Raw genomic sequence first — 20,651 nt, forward strand, 5'->3', positions numbered from 1 at the left:
TCGCGGGACGTTCGGCAAGCGGCGCCTGGCACAGGGGCGCTTCGATAGAGAGTGAACTGATTTTCCGGCGCGATCCTGCTTTGGACAGTGGGCGGGATTGCGTCAGAGAAAGTCGGTGGCTACGACGGTACGCACCCTGCGCAACGGAAGACAGTTCGTATCCGCTCGAGAGTCCCATCATTTGCGTGTGCGCGACTCGAACCGCTGCCCTCCCTGCCGATCCGGACCAGCCGGAATGCGCCATCAAGCGGACGCTGTAGCAGCGGTGCTGCGCTCTCAAGCGATCTAGACTGCGACGCGGCACTGGCATGGGCATTCATCGTGTGGCATTCAAGTTCGAACATTCGCAGCTCTGCTTCTCGGCATATTTCTGATGATGGTCGGCACCGGGCTGGGTAACGTGCTGGTCCCACTGCGGGCGTCGGTCGAGGGCTGGTCGTCGACAACGATCGCCTGGATCGGAACGGTCTATGCGGTCGCCTTCACAGCCGGCTGCCTTCTGACCCCTCTCTTCGTCAAACGCGTCGGCCACATCAGGGTCTTCGCCATCCTGCAAGCCCTGCTTGCCGCCTCGATACTGCTGTTGGCGCTCGTGCCGCATCCTCTCGCCTGGGCCGCCTTCCGCGCCGTCGGCGAATTGAGTGTTGTCCGCGGCTACATGGTTGTCGAATGAGCGGGTCGACAACTCCAACCGCGGCACGATCTTTGCGACGTGCATGATCGTGTCGATGTCGGGCGTAGCCGGAGGGCAGTTCATACTGCCCCTTGGCGATATCATGAACGAGACTCTTTTCATGGTCGGAGCCCTGGCTTTCGGAGCGGCCCTCCTTCCAGTGGCGCTCTCGATCGCGCCTACACCGCAACCGCTCACTCAGGTCAAAATCGATGCGCGCGCGCTTTTCAGAAAATCGCCCGTTGCAGTCGTCGGCTCGTTGCTCGCCGGTGTTATCTTTGGCAACTGGATCTATTTCGGACCCATTTATGGCCAAGCGATGGGCCTATCGGCGACAGGAATCGCGGCGATGCTAACGGCAGCAATGATCGCAAACTGTCCGATCGCTTCGACCGGCGGTATGTAATGGCTCTGGCGGGCGCTATAGGATTACCAACCTGTCGCTGGGGGGTACCAATGCGGGTATTTGGTGGCCTTAGGTTACCAATCGGGACCGAAATAGGCCCAATCAAAACATCTCCTTAAGGACCCGTCCGGAATTGGTTGTCGTTGGGCATATTGGTAATCTGGTGTCCGAAAGGCATTGGTAACCTCTTCGGCACGAGCAGCGGGAAATCATATACTTAGCAGTCCAGCCAACGACAGATAATTCCGGACGCCATAGCGGTTTCTGGAAATTCTCCGTAAATTCCAGACTGCCCTTTTATGCGACTTACATCGACCACAGGACTGACAAAGGTGCTGCCTGCAATTTCTGGCCGAACGGTGTCACCCGGTCGTGATCATGCAGTACGAGTCCGCGCACGAACCGGTCGCCGACTGCTTCTTGCAACTGGCGTAGTCCCCGAAAATCCTGCGATCGCACGGTCGCGGAAGCCTTCACCTCGATCCCGATGATCCTGCCCCGGCGATCCTCGATCACCACGTCGACCTCATCCTGATCTTTGGTCCGATAGTGCGAGAATGAGACCCTGCGCTCCGACCAGGAGGCCAGCTTCAGAAGTTCCGATACAACGAAACTCTCGAGCAAGGCACCGAACCGCGTCCGGTCTTGCCGAAGCGCCTCGTCCTCGTCCTCACGCAATGTCGCAAGAAGGCCGCTGTCGAGAAAATGTAGTTTCGGCGTCTTGATGAGACGGCTCAACCGATTGCTCGACCAGGGCGCAAGGCTCCTGACCAGAAAGAGCCGTTCGAGGATCGCCACATATTTTTGCGCCGTTACGCTCGACAGACCGAGAGCCGCGCCAAAACTGGAATGGTTGATCAATTGCCCCGCGTGTTCGGCCAATACCTCCAACAACCGGGGTAATCGATCAAGTTGGTCGATGTTGGCGATGTCGCGAACGTCCCGGTCAAGTATCAGAGCCACATAATCTTCTAACCATGCAGTGCGCCGGGCCGGGGTCGCCCGGCGCAGTGCTTCCGGGTAGCCTCCCCGCAAGACAAGCGTGATGAGTTCGTCGCCGAGCACCGCAGCCCCGTCCACGACAGGCTCTTCGCCTGCGAACAGGCGGTCGAGAAGCCGTCCCGGTCTCGAATGGATTTCCGACTGGGCGAAGGGCAGCAGCGAAATCGTCGCCATCCTGCCGGCAAGAGAATCGGCGATCGCCGGCACCGTGGCCATGTTGGCGGAGCCGGTCAGAAGGAACCTGCCTGGGGCATCGTCGCGATCGACGCTCTCCTTGATCGCCAGCATCAGGTCCGGCGCACGCTGGACTTCATCAATCACAGCCCTTTCGACGCCCCTGACGAAACCGACAGGATCGGCGCGGGCCGCGCTCAATGCGCCGGCGTCGTCCAGGGTAATGTAAGGGCGATCGGGACCGGTGAACTGTCGCGCGAGTGTTGTTTTCCCCGCTTGCCTTGGGCCAGTTATCAAGACGACCCGCGTGTCGGCAATGGCCATCTCGACGAGTGGTCGTACCTTGCGATCGATGACAGGACGCGACGATATCGAGCTGATCATGCGTCCATCTTTAACGCAAAGACCGTCTAATTTAAAGCGTGGAGCCGGCCATTTTTTATAGACTCATTGCTGCCGGTTCTGCCCCCGGGCGTCACAAGTGCCTAGAAGATGGTCGACTGCAAAGCAGCGGCACGCGCATCGTAAAGGTGCGCGTGCCTTCCACGTCCATCCGGTGGGACCAGTTCGCCTGCATACCCTTACACCAGCTGACGCGGGCGTCCCTGTCGAGAACCACTTGCGAGCCTATTCCGGTTCAGCCATCGAGCAGATGCACGTCTTTCCGTTCGGAGGAATCAAGAACACGGCGAAGTGGCTGGAGGAACGAGGCTCCTAACGGCAAGCTGCAATCGCCTACCGAACGTCGAATGCATGAGGGCCTTGCCCCTTGCGGCGGCGCCCGTATAAACGCTGAACCCTAACCGACACCTTGTTGAAGCACGCGTCTGCGGGGTGAAAGGGAAGTCGGGATTGAACGGGGGCCGGCGATCAGGCGGCATTCTCCAGAAAACGCATGTCGAAAACGCCTTCAGCGGCGCCACGCTTTGAGCCGTCGAGCAAATTGGCCCGGACCATCAGGTCGATGGTCGTCTTCAGCGCCCTTGCTGGCACGGCAAGGCCTTCCGGCCACATGCCCATACCGAGCATATAGTCCAGCCCCCGCTGCGCCAGGGATGCGCTGTCGGGCGTGGTGATGCGCTGAAAGATAGGCAGGGTGATGGCTTGGTTGGCCGGGTCATTCGTTATCATATGGGCCGCCATCAGGGCCTTCAGGAAGCGAATCACGACGTCCTGGTTCACGCTCAGCCATGAGGCCTTTCCGATGATGGCGGTGAAGACAATTTCCGGAATCGCGAGACAGACTTCACCGAGCAGATTGTACCCTTTGTCCTCAGCGAGGAAGTTCCATGGCGCGGGCTGCGGTGCGCAGTCGATTTCGCCACTCTGCAGCGCCTCCCACCGTCTGGTATGAATGCCCGCCAAGGCGAACTCGTAGTCGCCGGGATAGTGCAGTCCTTCCGCAGCCAGCATGATCTGCGTGTAGATCGCGGTCCCCTCCGTCAGCGAGGACGTGCCGACCTTCTTGCCCCTCAGCTCGGCGAGGGATTTGATATCTGGCCGCGCCACAAGGGACATCGGCAGGCGCACGGCGTTCGCCGCCACAATACGCAGCTCTCCTCCCTTGACGAAGTCGACGACAGCGCCTTCCGGCGGTGTGATCGCGAGGTCCGCTTCGCCCTCGAGCACTGCCGCGGTGGCCTTTTCGACGCTGCCCATGCGCTTGTAGGCGATCCGGACGCCATGCTTTTCGAAAAGGCCCTGTTCGTCGGCAACGAAGACCGGAAGCCAGTTGAACCCTTGCGCGCCGCCCGCGAGCCGCAGTTCGGCAAGGCCGGCAGATTCCAGATCGGTCATGACGATATCCTCCCTCCCGTGAAATTTCCGGCTCAGCCAACTCTCTGTTGGCGAGAGGGCGGTTCCGACTGACACCCTGATGCGATCACATTGACAGGCGTCATTTTTTCGAATACCAACTAGTATCTGAAAAATAATCGGTATGTCAACATATCGGAGAGGAATCGGCTGATGGCACATCAAGCGGAAAGGGAGAACGCATGCACCCCGTCATGAGTGTCGCCGACATCCGCGACTGGCAGCTCGAATTGTCGCGGGACAGCTGACATGAGCAGCCTTGCGCGATCACCGCAGGAAGCGCTGATCCTGGGCATGGTTGTGACGGGTTTGCTGGCGCTCGTCGCAGCTGGGCTGCTGCGCTGGTTCCGGTTCGACCGGATTTGGACGGACCTGCTGGTGCCAGCCTTTTTCCTTGTCGCCTACTGGCTCGTCTACAACAAGGTGCCGTCTTTCCCGCCAATAGGCGCGGTCAACAAGATCTTCTTTGTTGCCGCGATCGGAACGGCGCTCGGTATCCTGGCCGACGCCATCGGCCGTGGCGGTCTTGGGCGCGCGCTCATCTTTGCCCAGCCGATCGGGTCTGCGGCATATATTGGAGCGGCCAGACTTCCCGATGCGCTCCCGGAAGTAGCAACGGCTGCGCTGTGGGGCCTGCTGGTGATGTATGGCCTTTCCGGTGGAACAGGCCATGCCGGGGACGAATCCAGCACAAGACGCGCTGCCCTGCTCGCCATCGCATCCGTCGGATTCGCCCCGATCGCGCTATTGGGAGCATCGTCCTCGAGCTTCCAGCTCAGCCTGCTTTTTGCAGCAGCCATCGCGGCCATCGTCGTCGCCAATATCTCCAATCCTGATTTCCGATTCCGATCGGCGTCCCTGCTTGGCGGCGCCGGCGGCATGATCGCGGTCGCGCAGACCGTCACGCTCATCACGCGCAAGACCGACATGCTGGCGCTGGCTGTGCTCACGCTGGTCTTCGTTACGCCCTTTGTCGTCGATCCGGTTCTGCGCCGGATCCGCGCCAGGAACAAAGTCGTTCGTGTCGCCGCATTCGTCGGGATGTGCCTGCTGCCTGTGGGCGCATCCCTGTTGACCGTGATCACGCGGTACGGCTCGAGCTTCCCGGTATGACCCGGGAAAAGACTGTCGCAACCATCAACTGGGAGGAGATTACACCATGTCGAAACTTCTGCGCATCGCCTTGCTTGCCACCACGATCGCCTGGCTGCCGCCGGCCGCCGAAACGGCGGCGGCCGGAACGTTCGAGATCGATCCTGTGCATTCGGGCATCGCTTTCTTCATCGATCACCTCGGCTTCTCGCAGGTTATCGGTATCGCGAAGGAATTCTCGGGCTCCTTCGCGTTCGACGCCGCCCGCCCGACCGAAAGCAATCTCGAGGTTTCGGTGAAAGTTGCCGGCATCTCAACCAACAATGTCCAGCGAGATAGCGACATCCAAGGCGCGGATTGGTTCAACGCAACCGAGTTCCCGCAGATCACCTTTGTCGGACGAGAATTCAAGGCTGCCGACGCCAAATCCGGCACAATCAAGGGCGATCTCACGATCGCGGGCGTCACGAAGCCTGTCACCCTGGACGTAACCTTCAACAAGGAAGGCCAAAACCCATGGGACAAGAGCCATGTCGTTGGCTTCAGTGCGCGGACTTCGATCAAGCGCAGCGACTTCGGCATGAAGGCCGCGCTCGGAATGATCGGCGACGAGGTGAGCCTGCTCATTCAGGTTGAAGGGCGTGCTCGCTCGTAGTTCCCGCAGTAGCCTGTCCGGCAGGCTTGTCGCCTGCCGGACATTTTGACCCGAGGTCAGGCTAGAAGCGAAAACTTGCCGAGCCTATTCAGCCGCCACGGACTCTGTACGCCCGATGGCCGCGCCCGTGCCTCCTTGAGCGAAAAGATGGCTGGCATGGGCGATGACGTTCTCTGTCGTCTCGCGGATATGCCGCTCGACCAGATCCTGTGCCGCGGCCGTGTCGCGGGCAATGACCCGATCCATGATCATCTTGTGCTCGACATCCTTAGCGCGCCACTGAGGGCGAAACTGCGAGGACATCCTGCGGTAGCGATGGGCACGCTCGAAGAGCTTCTGTCGGATTTCGAGCAGGTTCGGCGAGCCGCATGCCGCAACCAGCGAAAGATGGAACGCGCCGTGCAATGCGCCCCAATCATCGGAGAGATAGTAGCTGGTGCCAAGCCGGCTCTGCAGGCGATCCATACGGTGGAAGGTGGCGATGATGTCCCCCTCCCAACGATCGTCGCCACGCTCGATCGCCAGCTTGATGCACTGCCGCTCGATGAGGGCGCGAACATCGGTCAGGTCGTTGAGGTCGAAGAGCGAGACCGGCGCGACCAGAAAGCCACGTTGCCCCTCCGCGACGACCAAGCCCTCCGCCACCAGCCGCGAGAGCGCTTCGCGCAATGTGGAGAAGCTTACCTCATACATCTCCCGCAGCGCTTCGAATCGCAGCTTGGCACCCGGCTTGAGGGTGCAACTGATGATGTCTGCGCGCATGCGCGCCAGCACATCCGCGGCACGGGTCTCTCCGGCGGGCTTGAGGGTATTGCCCATGCATGTGACTCCGCTTCGAAATAACGGAGATTAATGCGGATTTTCGAAATAATCAAACTTGGTCGCTCTGAGACCTAGGACAATCAGCGTCCAGCGGCAAAACAGAGATCCTCAGCCATGGTCCGACAGCCTTTCGGCATGCCAGCGCAGGTGGTCGTCCATGAAGGTCGATATGAAGAAATAGGAGTGGTCATAGCCCTCCTGCATGCGCAGGGTGAGCCTTATGCCCGCCCGCTCGCACGCCTCCTGAAACAGCCACGGCCGCAGTCCCTCCTCCAGAAACCCGTCGGCCGTACCCTGGTCGACGAGGAACTCCGGGAAGCGCGCGCCGTCCTCGATGAGCGCGCAGGCGTCATGCCCACGCCATGCCGCCTCGTCGCCGCCGAGATACTTTTCGACTGCCGGACGCGACCAGCCGGCGGTCGATGGCCGCACTATCGGAGCGAACGCCGTGCAGCTTCGGAATCGGCCGGGATCCTTAAGCGCAATCGTCAGTGCGCCGTGGCCTCCCATGGAGTGGCCGAAAATGCCCTGACGGTTCATGTCGGCGGGGAAGTTGAGATCGATAAGCGCCGGCAGTTCCTCGGTGACGTAGGAATACATGTTGTAGTGCCGATCATAGGGCGCCTGCGTGGCGTCGATATAGAAGCCCGCACCCTTGCCGAACTGCCAGTTGTCAGGCTCGTCGGGAACGTCGTCGCCGCGGGGCGATGTGTCCGGGCAGACCACTATCAGGCCGAGTTCAGCGGCCAAACGCCGATACTCACCCTTGTCCATCACATTCTGATGGGTGCAGGTCAGTCCCGACAGGTACCACAGCACCGGGCAAGGACGCACAGCGGCCTGTGGCGGGACGAACACCGCAAAGGTCATGTCGCAGGCGCAGGCTGCAGAGGCATGGACATGCACTGTCTGCTTCCCGCCGAATGCCGACGATGCGGAGATGGTCTTCATCAATCCAACCTTATGGAAAGGTCCGATGCCCCGCACCTGGACATGGATTTCCTCAATAGACAACGACGCTCCTTATCGACTTGCCCTCATGCATGAGGTCAAAACCCTTGTTGATGTCCTCGAGCTTCAGCGTGTGGGTGATCATCGGGTCGATCTCGATCTTGCCGTCCATGTACCAGTCGACAATTTTCGGCACGTCGGTGCGGCCGCGCGCGCCGCCGAAGGCGGTGCCCATCCAGGTGCGCCCGGTGACCAGCTGGAACGGCCGCGTCGAGATCTCCTGGCCGGCGCCGGCGACGCCGATGATGACCGACTTGCCCCAGCCGCGGTGCGAGGCCTCCAGCGCCTCGCGCATCACCTTGGTGTTGCCGGTGCAGTCGAAAGTGTAGTCGGCGCCGCCGATCTGGTCGGCGCCGCGCTTGGTCATGTTGACGAGGTAAGGGACGATATCGCCATCGATCTCCTTCGGATTGACGAAATGCGTCATGCCGAATTTCTCGCCCCAGGCCTTCTTGTCGTTGTTCAAGTCGACGCCGATGATCATGTCGGCGCCGGCAAGGCGCAACCCCTGAATGACGTTGAGGCCGATGCCGCCGAGACCGAAGACGACGGCCGTTGCACCGATCTCCACCTTGGCGGTGTTGATGACGGCGCCGATGCCGGTGGTAACGCCGCAGCCGATGTAACAGATCTTGTCGAAGGGCGCGTCCGGATTGACCTTGGCGAGCGCGATCTCGGGCAGCACGGTGAAGTTCGAAAAGGTCGAGCAGCCCATATAGTGGAAGATCTTGTCCTTGCCGATCGAGAAGCGTGACGATCCATCGGGCATCAGGCCCTGGCCCTGCGTGGCGCGGATGGCGGTGCACAGATTGGTCTTGCGTGACAGGCACGATGGGCACTGCCGGCATTCCGGCGTGTAAAGCGGAATGACATGGTCGCCCTTCTTGACCGACGAGACGCCCTTGCCGACGTCTACGACGACACCCGCGCCCTCATGGCCGAGGATCGCCGGGAACAGGCCTTCGGGATCGGCGCCCGACAAAGTGAATTCGTCGGTGTGGCAAATGCCGGTCGCCTTGATCTCGACCAGCACCTCGCCCTCGCGCGGCCCGTCGAGGTCGACCTCCATGATCTCCAGCGGCTTTCCTGCGGCGACAGCGACAGCGGCGCGGGTTTTCATTCTTGCGTTCTCCAATCTCGATGGCCCGCCGATGGCAGGGCATATCCAAGGCTTGCGGTGCGATGTCTGCTAGGCGTCCGCCTTCGCGAGCTTCACCTTGTGCCAGGCGATGATGTCCATAAGCTCCGGCGAAAATGCGTCATAGGCAGGGATCGCTGCCTGGCCGAGTGCGGCGCGCACGCCTGCCATGCCGGTCGCCGGCGTCCCCGTCTCGACCAGGGAGGACACGAAGGCCGCGAATTCGATCTTCGGCTGAAATCCGTCGGTTGCCCGTTCCGGATGCACGAATTCGAGGCCGTAGAAATGGTGATCCGGATCCGACACCGTGCCGACCATATGGACCCCGCAGGATTTGCAGCGCTGGCGCTCGATCTTCTGTGTTGCGTCCACCGCCTCGAGCTTGTCGCGCTGCGCAACGACAGAAACGCTGCCCGCTGGCACGACGGCGATCTGGGCGAAGGCGGCACCAGCCGGCTTCCAGCATTTCGAACAGCCGCACAGGTGGTTATGCGCCACGGCCTGGTTGACCTCGATTTCCACCGGCTCGCTGGCGCATCGGCAACGCGCCGTGAATGTCCCGGACGGCGACGCCGACACGGCACGCCCAACGGCAGGATGCAAGGCGGCAGTCCCGTCGCGCAAGGCCTCAGCCCTCGCCTTTAGCGCGTGGTTCAGGCCGTGATAGGCCGTGCGCAGATTGGTATCGATGCTGGGCCAGCGCTCGTCGGCCATCGGCCCGTCGAAGATCTCGTTGTGGCGCACCCGCGTGCCGCCATCTCCGTTCGGTTCCAGAATGAAGATATGCTCGGCGCTGAACACATCGCCCGGCGCCTGGCTCAGCCAGCGCAGCTCTCGCGCTCCAACGATCCGGGTGATGGTCGGCGTGACCTCGCGCTCGGGAACGTTTGGCTGCCGCAGCGTACCCGTGACCTTTTGTCCGACCGTCGTGCGCCCGTGCAGTGCAGGCAGAGCCGGGTTCCATTCCGGATAACGCTCGATGTCATCCAGCACGGCCCACACCGTCTGCGGCGGCGCATCGATGACGATCTCGGTTTCAAGCAGGCGCATGGGACATCCTCTTTCCTGGGCAGTTTGTGGCTGGCGTCGCGGACGCCGTTAATGGGCGGCGCCGAGATAGGCACTCATGACCTTCGGGTCGCTGAGCAGATTGGGCGCCGTATCTTCCCCAGTTATCCTGCCCGTCTCGATCAGGTAGCCGCGCGCCGCGGTCTTGAGGCTGAGCCGAGCGTTCTGCTCGACGAGCAGGATGCCGAAGCCTTCGGCGGCGATCGTAGCCAACGATTTGAAGAGATCCTTGGACAGCAGCGGCGAAAGCCCAAGCGATGGTTCATCGAGCATCAGGATTTCCGGCTTCGACATCAGCGCCCTGCCGATCGCGACCATCTGCTGCTCGCCGCCGGACATGGTCTGCGCCAGCTGGCCGCGGCGCTCGGCCAGGCGCGGAAACAAGCCGTAGACGAAATCGATCATCCTGCCGGCATCAGCCTTTGCTCGCCTGGCATGGCTTCCAAGCCGCAGGTTTTCCGCCACGGTGAGCTCGCCGAAGATACCGCGGCCCTCGGGCACCAGAGCCACCCCTTCCTCGACCATGAGGTGGGCTTCCACTTTCGTGACATCCTTGCCATTCATGACGATCCTGGTGCCGGGCTCCGTCCCTACCAGCCCTGCGATGGCTGCGAGCAGGCTCGACTTCCCGGCGCCGTTGGCGCCGAGGATGACGCAGATTTCACCCTTCGAAACATGCGTGGAAACGCCTTCGAGCGCGACGTGGCGGCCGTAGCGGACGCCAAGATTTGAGACCTCAAGCATCGTCGTCTCCCAGATAGGCGCGCACCACCTCCGGATCGGCCAGGACATCGGTCGAGGTGCCGTCGGCGATCTTGACGCCGGAACTCATCACGACACAGCGCCCACAGAGCGAGCGGATGGCATCCATCACGTGCTCGACCATGATGATCGTCCGGCCCTGAGCGCTGATTTCGCGGATCAGGTCGATGCCGATCCTGAGCTCGCTCGGATTGAGGCCGGCGAGCCATTCGTCGAGCAGCAGCACATGCGGATTGCCGGCAAGGGCACGCGCGAGTTCGATCCGCTTCTGATCGATATAGGTCATCGCCGTGACGGGCTGTTCCTCGCGCCCCTTCAGCCCCACTCGCGCCAGAAGCTCATAGGCGAGCGAGCGAGCCTCCCCGCCCCAGAGCCTGTTGCGCCCAAAGACGGCGCCGGCGACGACGTTCTCCACCGCGCTCATCGACGGCAGCACGCGCACCAGCTGGAAGGTCCGGGCGACACCGATCCGGGCTATCTTGTGCACCGGGAGGCCGCCGATCGGCTGACCCGACAGACGGATGCTTCCCGATGTCGGCGACAGCGCGCCCGATATCAGGTTGAGCATTGTGGTCTTGCCCGAACCGTTCGGACCGATCAGCCCGAGCAGTTCACCCTGGCCGACCTCGAAGCTCACGTCGTTGACCGCGACGAGGCCGCCGAAGGTCTTGCGCGCATGTTCTATGCTCAGCAGCGGAACGCTCATCTGACCTCCTCCGCCGTCTTTCCCAACAGGCCGTTTTCGGTGGAGCGGCGGCGATGAAACATCGTCTCGAGCCAGCCTGTGACGCCGTCGGGAAGCACATAGACGATCGTCAGAAAGGCGATGCCGACGATCACCGCCGTCTGGTTTGGAAAGTTGCTGGATATGAAGTCCATGATCAGGGTGAAAGGGACGACACCGACCAGCGGCCCCCAGAGGCGTCGCGTGCCGCCGAGCATCGGCATGATGACGACCATGAAGGATGTCATTGGATTGAAGGCGGCGTCCGGCGTGATGTAGGAGTAGCGGGGTGCCATGATCGCGCCGGCAACGGCGATGAAGGACCCCGAGATCGCGAACAGGATGATCCTGGCGCGCGCGGTGTTGACGCCGACATGGCGCGCCACCGCCTCGTCATTGCCGATGATGCGGAGCGCCAGGCCCAACCTTGACCGGTTGACGAGCCAGCCGGTGATGAACACGACCACCGTCAGCGCGAGCAGCATCCAGTAGAGATGCGCTTCGGTGAAGTCGGTGAAGACATAGAGCCCGATTGCGCCGCCGAAATTGGTCTGCACCCATGTGACGATCTGGCCGATGAGCTCGGCGAGGCCGAGGGTGAAGATCACGAAGTAGACGCCCGAGAGCCGCAAGGTCGCCAGGCCGACCAGCAGGGCCAGCACGGCGCCGGCAGCGATCGCAATGACGATCAGCACGGGGAAAGGCAGGACGTCGATGAAGATCGCGACGGCATAGGTGCCGACACCGAAGAAGGCAGCGCTGGCGAGCGAGACCAGATGGGTGGGGCCTGAAAACAGCGCCCATGCCGTGCACATGACGGCATAGAGCATGATGTTGACACCGATGGAGAGCCAGAAACCTTCCGTCACCAATGGCAGAAGGGCGAGCACGGCGGCGCCGGCGAGGCCGGCGCCGAGGGCGAGGAATTCGTTGCGCGGGATGTTCATCAGGCCGGCCGCTTTCCGAAGATGCCCTGCGGCCGGAACAGCAAGACGAGGATGAAGAGGGCGTAGTTGGCGGCAAGCGTCAGTCCCGGATCGAGGAGGCTGGCCACGGCGGTTTCGGTCATGCCCAGGACAAGAGCGGCAAGAACGGCGCCGCGAATGTCGCCCACGCCGCCCATGATGACGATGATCAGCGCCTTCATGGTGAAGACCACGCCCATCGAGGTGTTGAAGGTGTAGAAAGTAGAGAGCAGCGTGCCGGCGCAGGCGGTGATCGATCCGCCCAGCGCAAAGGCGAAAGCGGCGGTCTTGCGCACATCGATCGCCACCAGCCTCGCGGCGCGCGGATCGACGGCGACCGCGCGAACCGCGGTGCCGCGGTCAGTGCGATAGAGGAAGACATAGAGCGCCACGGCAATCACGGCGGCCGCGACAAAGGCGACGACCCGGTTCAGGCCGAAGGAATTGCCCATGATCGTGAAGGGCTGGGCGAGGAATTCGTAATTGAAGTAGTCACCGCCGAAGACCAGAAGCATCAGGCCCTGGAACAGGAACAGCAGCCCGAAGGTCGCGAGGATGGAATCGACCTCGAGCATGCCGCGGTTCTTGGCCCGCTTCACCAGCGGCTGCATCAGCCAGGCATAGATCAGCCAGTTGACGACGAAAGCGCCGGGCCCGATCACCAGCAGGCCAAGCAGCGGATTGATGCCAAGCCCGGTATAGAGCCAGAAGGTGACGAAGCACGCGGCGACGAGCGTCTCGCCATTGGCAAGGTTCATGATGCGCGCAACGCCATACTGGAGCGTAAGCCCGAGCGCGATGAGCGTGTAGGTGCCCCCAAGGAGCAGGCCAGTTAAGAGGATCTGCATTGGACGTCCGTGCTCGTGGTGCCGGACCCGGCGTCAAGACGACGCCACCCCCGGCGGGAGGATTTTTCAGTTCGTCGGCCAGGCCGGCTTGAGCACTGGCGGTTGAGCGCCCTGGAGGTTGCCGGTCGCCCTTACGCCGTGGACGACGCCATCGCTCCACTGGCCGACGGTCCAGTTGTTGTTGTTGATGTTGTCTTCGAAGTGGACGTCGCCGATGACGGTCTTGAAGGTGCCGGTCTGAATTTCCTTGTTGAGCGCCTTCTTGTCGAGGCTGCCGACCCGCTCGACAGCCTGCTGCAGGATTTCCAGGCTGGCATAGGCGACAGGGCTCGCCCACCAGTCGGCTTCCTGGCCGGTCGCCTGCAGGTGCTCCTTGCGATAGGCCTGGAACACCGGGTCGCTGGCATTGACGCCACCCATGATCAGGATGCCGTTGGCGGCGGCGCCGAAGCGCTTGCCATAGGCGTCGAGATTGCCGCCGACGCTGACGAAGAACGCCTTGGGGTCGAACTTCTGCAGCTGAGCCTGCTCGGTCAGCGCAAAGCTGTCGGGCGGGTAGGAATAGGCGATGAAGGCATCGGCGTTCGCCGCCTTGGCGCCGGCGATCACCGGGGCGAGGTCCTGGTTGCCGAGCGGATAGGAGGATTCGTAGACGATGTCGAAGCCGGCCTGCTTGAGCGCCGGCTTGCCGGTCTTTATCATCTCGAGGCCGAAGGCATCGGAGACGTTGACGACGGCAACCTTGTTGCCGATCTTGCCGGCGTCGTGCAGGTCCTTGAGCGTGCCGACGATACCGTCGGCGATGCCCTGCGCGGGACCGAGCAGCCAGAAGGTGTTCGGCCAGCGCTTGACGAACTTGTCGAGATCGTTGGCGTTGCCCGTCGAGACGATCTGCGGGTAGCCATATTTGGCGATCAGCGGAGCGGTCGCCAGGTTGAGGCCCGTCGAATAGGGCGGAATGATCAGGTCGACCTTGTCCTGGGTGGCGAGGCGCTGGATGTTCTTGACCGCCTCTTCCGGTGTCGACTTGTCGTCATACTCGACGATCTCGATCGGCCGCTTCCGGTCACCAACCTTGAGGCCGCCGGCCTTGTTCACCTTGTCGACCCACAGCTTGATGTTCGGCCAGAGGACGCCTGCTGCTCCACCCGAAAGCGGCCCGGTCTTGGAGGCGCTGACACCGATCCTGATCGGTTCTTCCGCGATGGCGGCACTGAGACTGGCGAGTGCCAGCCCAGCCGAAAGCATGAGCACGTTGAAACTGCGTCGCAACATCGAAAGTCCTCCCGGGTTGTGGTTGCTCTGGACGCTCCGCCCGCCTCGCTCTTGCGAGGACCGAGTGGAACGGCCGATCCCATGTGACATTGCCCAGGTCCTCTTTCCTCCGACGGCTGAGCAATTTCGTAAATATGCGTATTTTCGTTATTTCTGCATGTTGACGATTTTTTTGCAAGACGAGGCCCGCAAATCCCTGCCCGCTTCGCCTCGCAGCAACTTCTGCATCATTTAGATACTTTATGGTATGCGAATACCAACAGGAATGTCAATATCAATGTCTGCTGGACGCATAGCGCCCTACACATGCTGCTCTGCAGGCCCGCGCCTCAGGCGGGGCTTCTGGCAAGGGTCTCCAAAGCTACGGCCGGATCCAACAGTTGAGCGGGGTCGGGGCTGACCGCGGCGGCGAGCAGGCGCTTTCCAACGAGGTAGTCGCGCGGCGCATTCAGTCCGTCGACGGCCACGAGCCGGTTCTCGCGGAAATACCAGTGCGATCGCCCCGCCCCCTGCCCCTGCCGGACCACTACCATATCGCCGGGCCTGGAGAGGCCGGCAATCTGCAGCTTGAGATCGAATTGATCCGACCAGAACCAGGGCTTCGGCTTGTAGGGCTGGCGCGCACCCATGATGTTGCGGGCGACCAGGTCTGCGCTGTCGATGGCGTTGCCGACACTCTCCATGCGCAGTCCGCCTTCAGGCAGGGAGAAATTGGCGCAGTCGCCGGCGGCCCAGATGTAGGGGTCGTCGGTGCGGCCGTGGGAATCAACGGCGACACCGTTTTCGATGGCAAGGCCGGCCTCGCCTGCCAGTGCCGTTTCGGGCAAACCTCCAATGCCGGCGACCACGATGTCGGCCGCAATGACGGTCCCATCTCCGAGCCGGGCCCCAGTGACACGGTCCGGGCCGAGGAGCTCGCTGACCCCGGTGCCCAGATGAAACGACACGCCCCTTGAACGGTGAAGCGCTTCCACGGCAGTGGCGGTCTCCGCCGAGGCTACCCGCGCAAGAAGCCGATCGGCGGCTTCAACCACATTCACCGCCATGCCGTGCCCGCGCGCGACGGCGGCGATCTCGAGGCCGATATAGCCGCCTCCGATGACCAGCAGCCTGCCGCCCTTGTCGAAGACCTCACGCAGTCGATCGATGTCGGCCAGGCTGCGGATCGTGAAGATGCCTGCCAGCCCCCGCGAGACGGCGTCAGGCAGCGTGCGCGCCCTCGACCCGGTCGCCAGCACGAGACGATCGTAGGCAAGCGTGCCGCCGTCGGCGAAACGCAGGCTCCGCGGCGCCCGGTCGATGGCAACGACCCCGGTTCCGAGCCTGAGCGTGATCTGGTGTTTGGCGTACCAGTCCTCTGGCTTCAGTTTCAGGCGGTCCCGCTCGAGTTCACCCAGGAGATAGTCCTTGGAGAGCGGTGGTCGCTGGTAGGGAGGATGGGGCTCCTCGCCGATCAGGACGAGCGAACCGGCGAAGCCGTTCGCCCGCAATTTCTCGGCGGCTGAAAGGCCGGCCTGTCCGGCGCCGACGATCACGACGGTGCTGTCGCTGCCTGGGCTGGCGTTGGCGGGATGATCGGCATCACGATACATGTCGACGAACCTGCGATCACGCCGAGGGAATGCGGACGGCGATGTTGTCGAGCACGTCGCTGACCTTGATCTGGCAGCTCAGCCGGCTGCCGGCTTGGCGCGGCGCTTCGGCAAAGTCGAGCATGTCGTTTTCATGCTCGCTGATCGGTCCGAGCGCCGAGATGATCTGGTCAGGCAGGACGACATGGCATGTGGCGCAAGCGGCTGAGCCGTTGCATTCGGCGATGATGCCCGGAACGCTGTTTTCAAGCGCGGTTTCCATCAATGTGCGGCCATTGCGGGCCTCGACGGCAAGTTCCTCGCCGTCAGCGAGAAGAAATCTGATCGTCGGCATGAAAACTCTCCTTCAGGCGTCCCAGACAACGGGCATGTGGGTCGGGCCGCGAAACACCCAGCCTCTGACGCGGACGAGCTCGGGGGCCTTGAGCCTCAGGTTGCGCAGACGCTCGAACACCATCGGCATCGCGATCTGGCTGACCAGTGCCCGCGACACCCATGTGCCGGCGCAGAAATGCGAGCCGGCGCCGAAAGCCAGATGCGACTTCTTCTCGCGAAAGACATCGAACCTTTCGGGATCGCTGAAACGGCGGTCATCATGGTTGGCAGCACCCACGCACAGGCCCACCTGCTCGCCCTCGCGGACCAACGTTCCCGAAATCTCGACATCGCGGGTCAGGCGACGCGGATACATGCCGATCGGCGAGATCCAGCGCACCGCTTCCTCGAACGCCTGCCCCCAAAGAGATGGCTCGGCACGAACGCGCGCCAGCTGGTCGGGGTTCTGCAGCAGGCCAAGGATCAAGGTCAGGATCGAGTCGCGCGGTTCGTTCAGGCCGCCGCCGATGGCGACCTTGATGTTGGCATAAATCTGCTCGACCGTCTGACCGGCCTGAAGCATCGACGACAGCACGGAGGCATTCGGATTGTCGCGATGATGGGGGAGCATCCTGTCGACGGCGCTCTCCACTCCCTTGGCCGCTTCCTTTGCCTTGCGGGCGATGTCGGGGTTGTGCGAATAGTTGCCGGAGCCGTCGATCAGCGACTGCGACCACAACACCATGGTCGGCCAGTCGACCCCTTCGATACCCAGTATGTCGCAGAGCGCGCGTGCCGCGATGGGTGCAGCCAGGTCCTCGAACAGTTCGGCCTCGCCCTTGTGCTCGATCTGCGAGATGACGTCGGTGCAGATGGCCTGCATGGGCTCGGCCCAGCACCGCTTGACGACGCCGGGGCGCAGGCTCGGATCGATCGCCGCCCTCTCGCGGGCGTGGTCCTCGCCGTCCTTGCGCATCAGGTTCGGCCCGATGACCGTGTTCAGCAGCGATTGAGGATTGACCGAGGAGAATGTCTCGGGATCGCGTTCAATGGCCATGATGTCGTCGAAGCGGGTCACCATCATGATGTTGGCCGCCTCGACCTTGACCACAGGCCCGAGATCACGGACGCGTTTGAAGACTGGATATGGATTGGCAAGTAGGTCTTCGAACGTAACGTCGTCGACCACTTTCACGGCTTCGGCCATCGGTTCCTCCCTTGCGAGAGACGATTTAAGAAACCCTAGTGTATTCAGCAATGCGATGGGATAGATAGAGGTCATCGAAAAATTGCATGGAGGATCAGCCGTGCTGTCCGACGATCTTTCCCGAATAGACCTCGCCGCCCTGCAGGCGCTTGTCGCTGTCCAGGACCGGGCCTCCTTCTCCGACGCCTCGGAGCTTCTGGGCGTCAACCAATCCACCATCAGCTACGCCATCAAACGGCTCAGAAAGGCCTTCAACGATCCGCTGTTCGTGCGCCAGGGCAACGCGATCGTGGCGACCGACAAGGGCGACCAACTCGCCCAGCAGGCACGCGCCATCCTCGAACAGATGGCGGCTATTTCCTCGCCGTCAGGGTTTGATCCCGCCACGGCCGAAGGAACGGTGACTGTGTCGTGCAATCATCACGAGCGGATGTTCCTCATTCCGGATTTCCTGCGGCGGGCGCAGAGGGAGGCGCCGAACGCTGCCCTTCACATTTTCGAGTCCGCTGTCGACGGCAAGCAGCAGCTGAAGGAGAACACCTGCGACATCGTGCTTGGACCGGTCTCGATCCTGGGTGACATCTACTATCGCAGGAAGATGTTTTCGGATCACTATGCCTGCGTCATGGATCAGGCGCACGAGTTGGCGCGCGGCGCATTGACGCTTGAGCGCTACTGCGCCTCGCGGCATGTCGCGGTCACCCATAACGGGCGCTGGGAGGCGCTCTATTTCGCCGCGCTGCGCGCAAAAGGGATCGAGCTGGAGCCCGACGTCACCGTCTCCAGCCACGACATACTGGAACGGCTGATACCGGGTTCGGAACTGGTGGCGACGATCCCGTTCAGGCTCGCCAGCCGCCTGTCGGACCGGCTGGCGCTGCGGCCCTTTCCGATGGACGTCTTCATCCAGATCGACATGTACTGGACGGAGCGCACCCATCATTCGGGCCTGCACCGCTGGGCCCGCCAGATCCTGGCCGAGGTCGCCGAGAAGAATCTCGGCGACGAGGATTTGCGCAGCCCAAAAAAGGACACGCGCAAGCCTGCCTGACGAACGGGCAGGCAACGCGGCGCAAGACGCGGCACCGGCGAACAGGCCCCCCGGCGAAACGCCCCAGCCGCGCCGGCTGGCGTTCTACTGCGTCCTTGCGCCGAGCATGACGACCGAGATCGTCACCGGATCCGGGAAGGGATTGCGCCAGGCATGACGTGCGCCCTGCTGCACCACGGTATCCCCCTGCTTGAGTTCGACGGACTTGCCGTCGTCGAGCTCCAGCACGAGCCTGCCCTTGACGACGGTGACATAGTCGACGGTGGGTGTCTGGTGCATGCCGGGATTTTCCATCTCGAAGCGCTCGGCGATCCCGGGCGCGGCCTTGAGGTGCTCCGGGCCCGCCAGTTCCGGCTTCCAGTCGCCCGATATCATCACGCTATCCGGCGGGAAGGTGATCATCCAGAAGACGGAACCGCCAACCGAAGCGAGCATGGTTCCCTCGCTGGCCATCGGATCGGCGCCACCCGCCTTAGCCAAGTCCGGCGTTGAATCGATCTTCCACTGCGGCGAGGAGACGAAACCGGGCGTGTGCTGGAGCGCCATCTCACGCGGCGAGGCGCCGTCGCTGATGAATACGGACCTGCCTTCGGCGTTCTTGCCGGTCACGACGCGGCGGATGTTCATTTGCAGTCCTCCCAGACGAATTATAAATACCATTCGGTATCAGAGTACTATAACGTACGCAATTACGGATGGATGACAAAATTCGAGAAACCGCCATGGCGCTGGGCAATGCCGGAGATCGCCTCGTTAACCTTCTCGATCGGCGTGGCCTGCGTTTCGAGAAGATCGAAGCTGACCCTGCCATTCCCGACGAGGTCGGCCATCTCCTGGCCTTCGGCGGTGGTCAGCCATGCCGACCCGATGAGGCGCTGGTTGCGGTCCATCATCATGTGCACGTCGATGGGAATCGCGCCCATGACGGCGCCGATGTCGACGGCCACGCCGCCGCGGCGCAAGGCCTTGAGCCCCGCCAGGAAAGGTTCGTGCGGCGCGCCTGGCCCGTTGCAGTCGATGAAGGCATCGACCCCTTCGCCATCGACCGTCTTCGAGCGCGCCCATTCATCAGGCAAGCCGTCATCCAGCGAATGCGTTTCGATGATGCCGGGCGCCAGCGCCTCGATTTCCTTGAGCAGTTTGCGGTCGCGGCCGGTGCCGAGAATCTTCTTCACGCCGAAGACCGGGCCGAAAACGGCGATGGAGATGCCGAGCGTGCCGGAAATGCCGTTGACCAGGAGCGTGTCGCCGGGGCCGACCCGCGCCTTCTTCAGGGCCGAGTAGCCGGTGCCCATGTAACCCAGGCGGGCGGCCTGGTCGAAGGCCATATTGTCGGGGAGCGCCACGATCGCCGAGGCGGGTGCTGCCATGTATTCAGAGATGCCGCCGACGGGATAATCCCCGAATGTCTGCACCGCCTCGTAGCTGAAACCGAAATAGCCCTGGAAGGCATAGTGGCGGCAGGCGATCGTGTCGCCGCGGCGGCAATGCCGACAGGTGCCGCAGGAGCGGCCCGGATTGACGTAGACGCGGTCCCCAGCCTTGAGATTGTGGACCTGGCTGCCGACGGCCGCGATCTCTCCGGCCGGATCCAGTCCGAAGATAGCCGGCAGCGGCGGCTGCGGCATATGCGGGAACCAGGTCGGCCACATGGCCAGGATGTTGGCGAGGTTCGGCACGATGCCGCAGGAGCGAACCCGCACGAGCACATCCATCGAACCGAGCTGCGGAACCGCCACATCCTCGATCTTCAGTTGCCCGCCCACCTCATGCATGCGCGCGGCCTTCATCGTCGCCGGAATTGCTGTCACGTGAATATCTCCCTTTCACTCCAGCCAGCGCGGCCGAATGCGATCGGCACACCGGCGGGCCTCCTCCCGAGGTCCGAAACAGTAGCTCGCACACTTTTTTCGAAATATCAATTATTTTTCGTAAACTCATCGTGATAGCGGACACTTGATGGGAGGCGCGAGGCCTAAACCCCTCTACTTTGGCCGCAAATCCTCGGCTGGTTTGCCAAAAAGCCTTGGCTCGCCCGGGTTGTTTATTTTCGAAA

The 20,651-nt window shown here is 62.4% G+C and carries 21 protein-coding genes; 5 read left to right on the forward strand and 16 right to left on the reverse strand.

Annotation, left to right across the window (positions count from 1 at the left end):
- Window positions 1-373 precede the first annotated feature (373 nt).
- Together LB543_RS17845 and LB543_RS17850 are read left to right on the forward strand one after the other, a co-directional pair.
- Window positions 374-673, forward strand: coding sequence for a hypothetical protein (locus LB543_RS17845; protein ID WP_224614987.1), 300 nt, complete (start codon window positions 374-376; stop codon window positions 671-673).
- A gap of 103 nt (window positions 674-776) precedes the next feature.
- A complete protein-coding gene (locus LB543_RS17850) occupies window positions 777-1,079 on the forward strand; it encodes a hypothetical protein (protein ID WP_224614988.1) in 303 nt (100 codons plus the stop codon).
- A gap of 306 nt (window positions 1,080-1,385) precedes the next feature.
- Here LB543_RS17850 and LB543_RS17855 read toward each other — a convergent pair whose 3' ends face one another.
- Both LB543_RS17855 and LB543_RS17860 read right to left on the reverse strand, forming a co-directional pair.
- Entirely contained in the window at window positions 1,386-2,639 is a 1,254-nt protein-coding gene (locus tag LB543_RS17855) for an ATP-binding protein (RefSeq protein WP_224614989.1), read from the reverse strand.
- A 486-nt stretch (window positions 2,640-3,125) separates the two neighbouring features.
- On the reverse strand, window positions 3,126-4,052 hold the full coding sequence (locus LB543_RS17860; protein ID WP_224614990.1) for an ABC transporter substrate-binding protein: 927 nt from the start codon (window positions 4,050-4,052) through the stop codon (window positions 3,126-3,128).
- 267 nt (window positions 4,053-4,319) lie between these two features.
- Between LB543_RS17860 and LB543_RS17865 the strand changes: the two genes are divergently transcribed.
- Both LB543_RS17865 and LB543_RS17870 read left to right on the forward strand, forming a co-directional pair.
- A complete protein-coding gene (locus LB543_RS17865) occupies window positions 4,320-5,183 on the forward strand; it encodes a hypothetical protein (RefSeq protein ID WP_224614991.1) in 864 nt (287 codons plus the stop codon).
- Window positions 5,184-5,229: 46 nt separating this feature from the next.
- Entirely contained in the window at window positions 5,230-5,817 is a 588-nt protein-coding gene (locus LB543_RS17870; RefSeq protein ID WP_224614992.1) for a YceI family protein, read from the forward strand.
- An 84-nt stretch (window positions 5,818-5,901) separates the two neighbouring features.
- Here LB543_RS17870 and LB543_RS17875 read toward each other — a convergent pair whose 3' ends face one another.
- The 12 genes from LB543_RS17875 to LB543_RS17930 all read right to left on the reverse strand — a co-directional run bounded on the left by LB543_RS17875 (window position 5,902) and on the right by LB543_RS17930 (window position 17,544).
- Window positions 5,902-6,636 (reverse strand): FCD domain-containing protein, encoded by a 735-nt coding sequence (locus LB543_RS17875; protein ID WP_224614993.1) that lies wholly within the window; start codon window positions 6,634-6,636, stop codon window positions 5,902-5,904.
- A 111-nt stretch (window positions 6,637-6,747) separates the two neighbouring features.
- Window positions 6,748-7,590, reverse strand: a complete 843-nt coding sequence (fghA, locus tag LB543_RS17880) for an S-formylglutathione hydrolase (RefSeq protein ID WP_224614994.1) — start codon at window positions 7,588-7,590, stop codon at window positions 6,748-6,750.
- A gap of 52 nt (window positions 7,591-7,642) precedes the next feature.
- Window positions 7,643-8,770, reverse strand: a complete 1,128-nt coding sequence (locus tag LB543_RS17885) for an S-(hydroxymethyl)glutathione dehydrogenase/class III alcohol dehydrogenase (RefSeq protein WP_224614995.1) — start codon at window positions 8,768-8,770, stop codon at window positions 7,643-7,645.
- A 69-nt stretch (window positions 8,771-8,839) separates the two neighbouring features.
- Window positions 8,840-9,838 (reverse strand): SRPBCC family protein, encoded by a 999-nt coding sequence (locus tag LB543_RS17890; RefSeq protein ID WP_224614996.1) that lies wholly within the window; start codon window positions 9,836-9,838, stop codon window positions 8,840-8,842.
- Window positions 9,839-9,886: 48 nt separating this feature from the next.
- Entirely contained in the window at window positions 9,887-10,600 is a 714-nt protein-coding gene (locus LB543_RS17895; RefSeq protein WP_224614997.1) for an ABC transporter ATP-binding protein, read from the reverse strand.
- Window positions 10,593-11,324 (reverse strand): ABC transporter ATP-binding protein, encoded by a 732-nt coding sequence (locus tag LB543_RS17900; RefSeq protein ID WP_224614998.1) that lies wholly within the window; start codon window positions 11,322-11,324, stop codon window positions 10,593-10,595. The genes LB543_RS17895 and LB543_RS17900 overlap by 8 nt, the downstream gene beginning before the upstream one ends.
- Complete coding sequence (locus LB543_RS17905; RefSeq protein ID WP_224614999.1) at window positions 11,321-12,289, reverse strand: branched-chain amino acid ABC transporter permease; 969 nt, start codon at window positions 12,287-12,289, stop codon at window positions 11,321-11,323. Before LB543_RS17905 ends, LB543_RS17900 begins: the two co-directional genes overlap by 4 nt.
- On the reverse strand, window positions 12,289-13,155 hold the full coding sequence (locus LB543_RS17910) for a branched-chain amino acid ABC transporter permease (protein ID WP_224615000.1): 867 nt from the start codon (window positions 13,153-13,155) through the stop codon (window positions 12,289-12,291). The genes LB543_RS17905 and LB543_RS17910 overlap by 1 nt, the downstream gene beginning before the upstream one ends.
- 66 nt (window positions 13,156-13,221) lie before the next feature.
- The gene (locus LB543_RS17915) at window positions 13,222-14,430 is read right to left on the reverse strand and encodes an amino acid ABC transporter substrate-binding protein (RefSeq protein WP_224615001.1); all 1,209 of its coding nucleotides are present in this window, start codon (window positions 14,428-14,430) and stop codon (window positions 13,222-13,224) included.
- A gap of 329 nt (window positions 14,431-14,759) precedes the next feature.
- The gene (locus LB543_RS17920) at window positions 14,760-16,022 is read right to left on the reverse strand and encodes an NAD(P)/FAD-dependent oxidoreductase (RefSeq protein ID WP_224615002.1); all 1,263 of its coding nucleotides are present in this window, start codon (window positions 16,020-16,022) and stop codon (window positions 14,760-14,762) included.
- Window positions 16,023-16,038: 16 nt separating this feature from the next.
- Window positions 16,039-16,356 carry a 2Fe-2S iron-sulfur cluster-binding protein gene (locus LB543_RS17925; RefSeq protein WP_224615003.1) on the reverse strand — a complete coding sequence of 106 codons (318 nt, stop codon included), beginning with the start codon at window positions 16,354-16,356 and terminating at the stop codon, window positions 16,039-16,041.
- A gap of 12 nt (window positions 16,357-16,368) precedes the next feature.
- Window positions 16,369-17,544 (reverse strand): cytochrome P450, encoded by a 1,176-nt coding sequence (locus LB543_RS17930; RefSeq protein ID WP_224615004.1) that lies wholly within the window; start codon window positions 17,542-17,544, stop codon window positions 16,369-16,371.
- 100 nt (window positions 17,545-17,644) lie between these two features.
- Here LB543_RS17930 and LB543_RS17935 point away from each other — a divergent pair, with 100 nt between their 5' ends.
- Window positions 17,645-18,595: a LysR family transcriptional regulator gene (locus LB543_RS17935; RefSeq protein ID WP_224615005.1), complete on the forward strand. Its 951-nt coding sequence runs from the start codon at window positions 17,645-17,647 to the stop codon at window positions 18,593-18,595.
- An 84-nt stretch (window positions 18,596-18,679) separates the two neighbouring features.
- Here LB543_RS17935 and LB543_RS17940 read toward each other — a convergent pair whose 3' ends face one another.
- Window positions 18,680-19,222, reverse strand: coding sequence for a cupin domain-containing protein (locus tag LB543_RS17940; RefSeq protein WP_224615006.1), 543 nt, complete (start codon window positions 19,220-19,222; stop codon window positions 18,680-18,682).
- A 62-nt stretch (window positions 19,223-19,284) separates the two neighbouring features.
- Complete coding sequence (locus tag LB543_RS17945) at window positions 19,285-20,406, reverse strand: alcohol dehydrogenase catalytic domain-containing protein (RefSeq protein WP_224615007.1); 1,122 nt, start codon at window positions 20,404-20,406, stop codon at window positions 19,285-19,287.
- Between the last annotated feature and the right edge of the window lie 245 nt (window positions 20,407-20,651).

This window comes from Mesorhizobium sp. ESP7-2 (assembly GCF_020164715.1).
GTDB lineage: Bacteria > Pseudomonadota > Alphaproteobacteria > Rhizobiales > Rhizobiaceae > Mesorhizobium.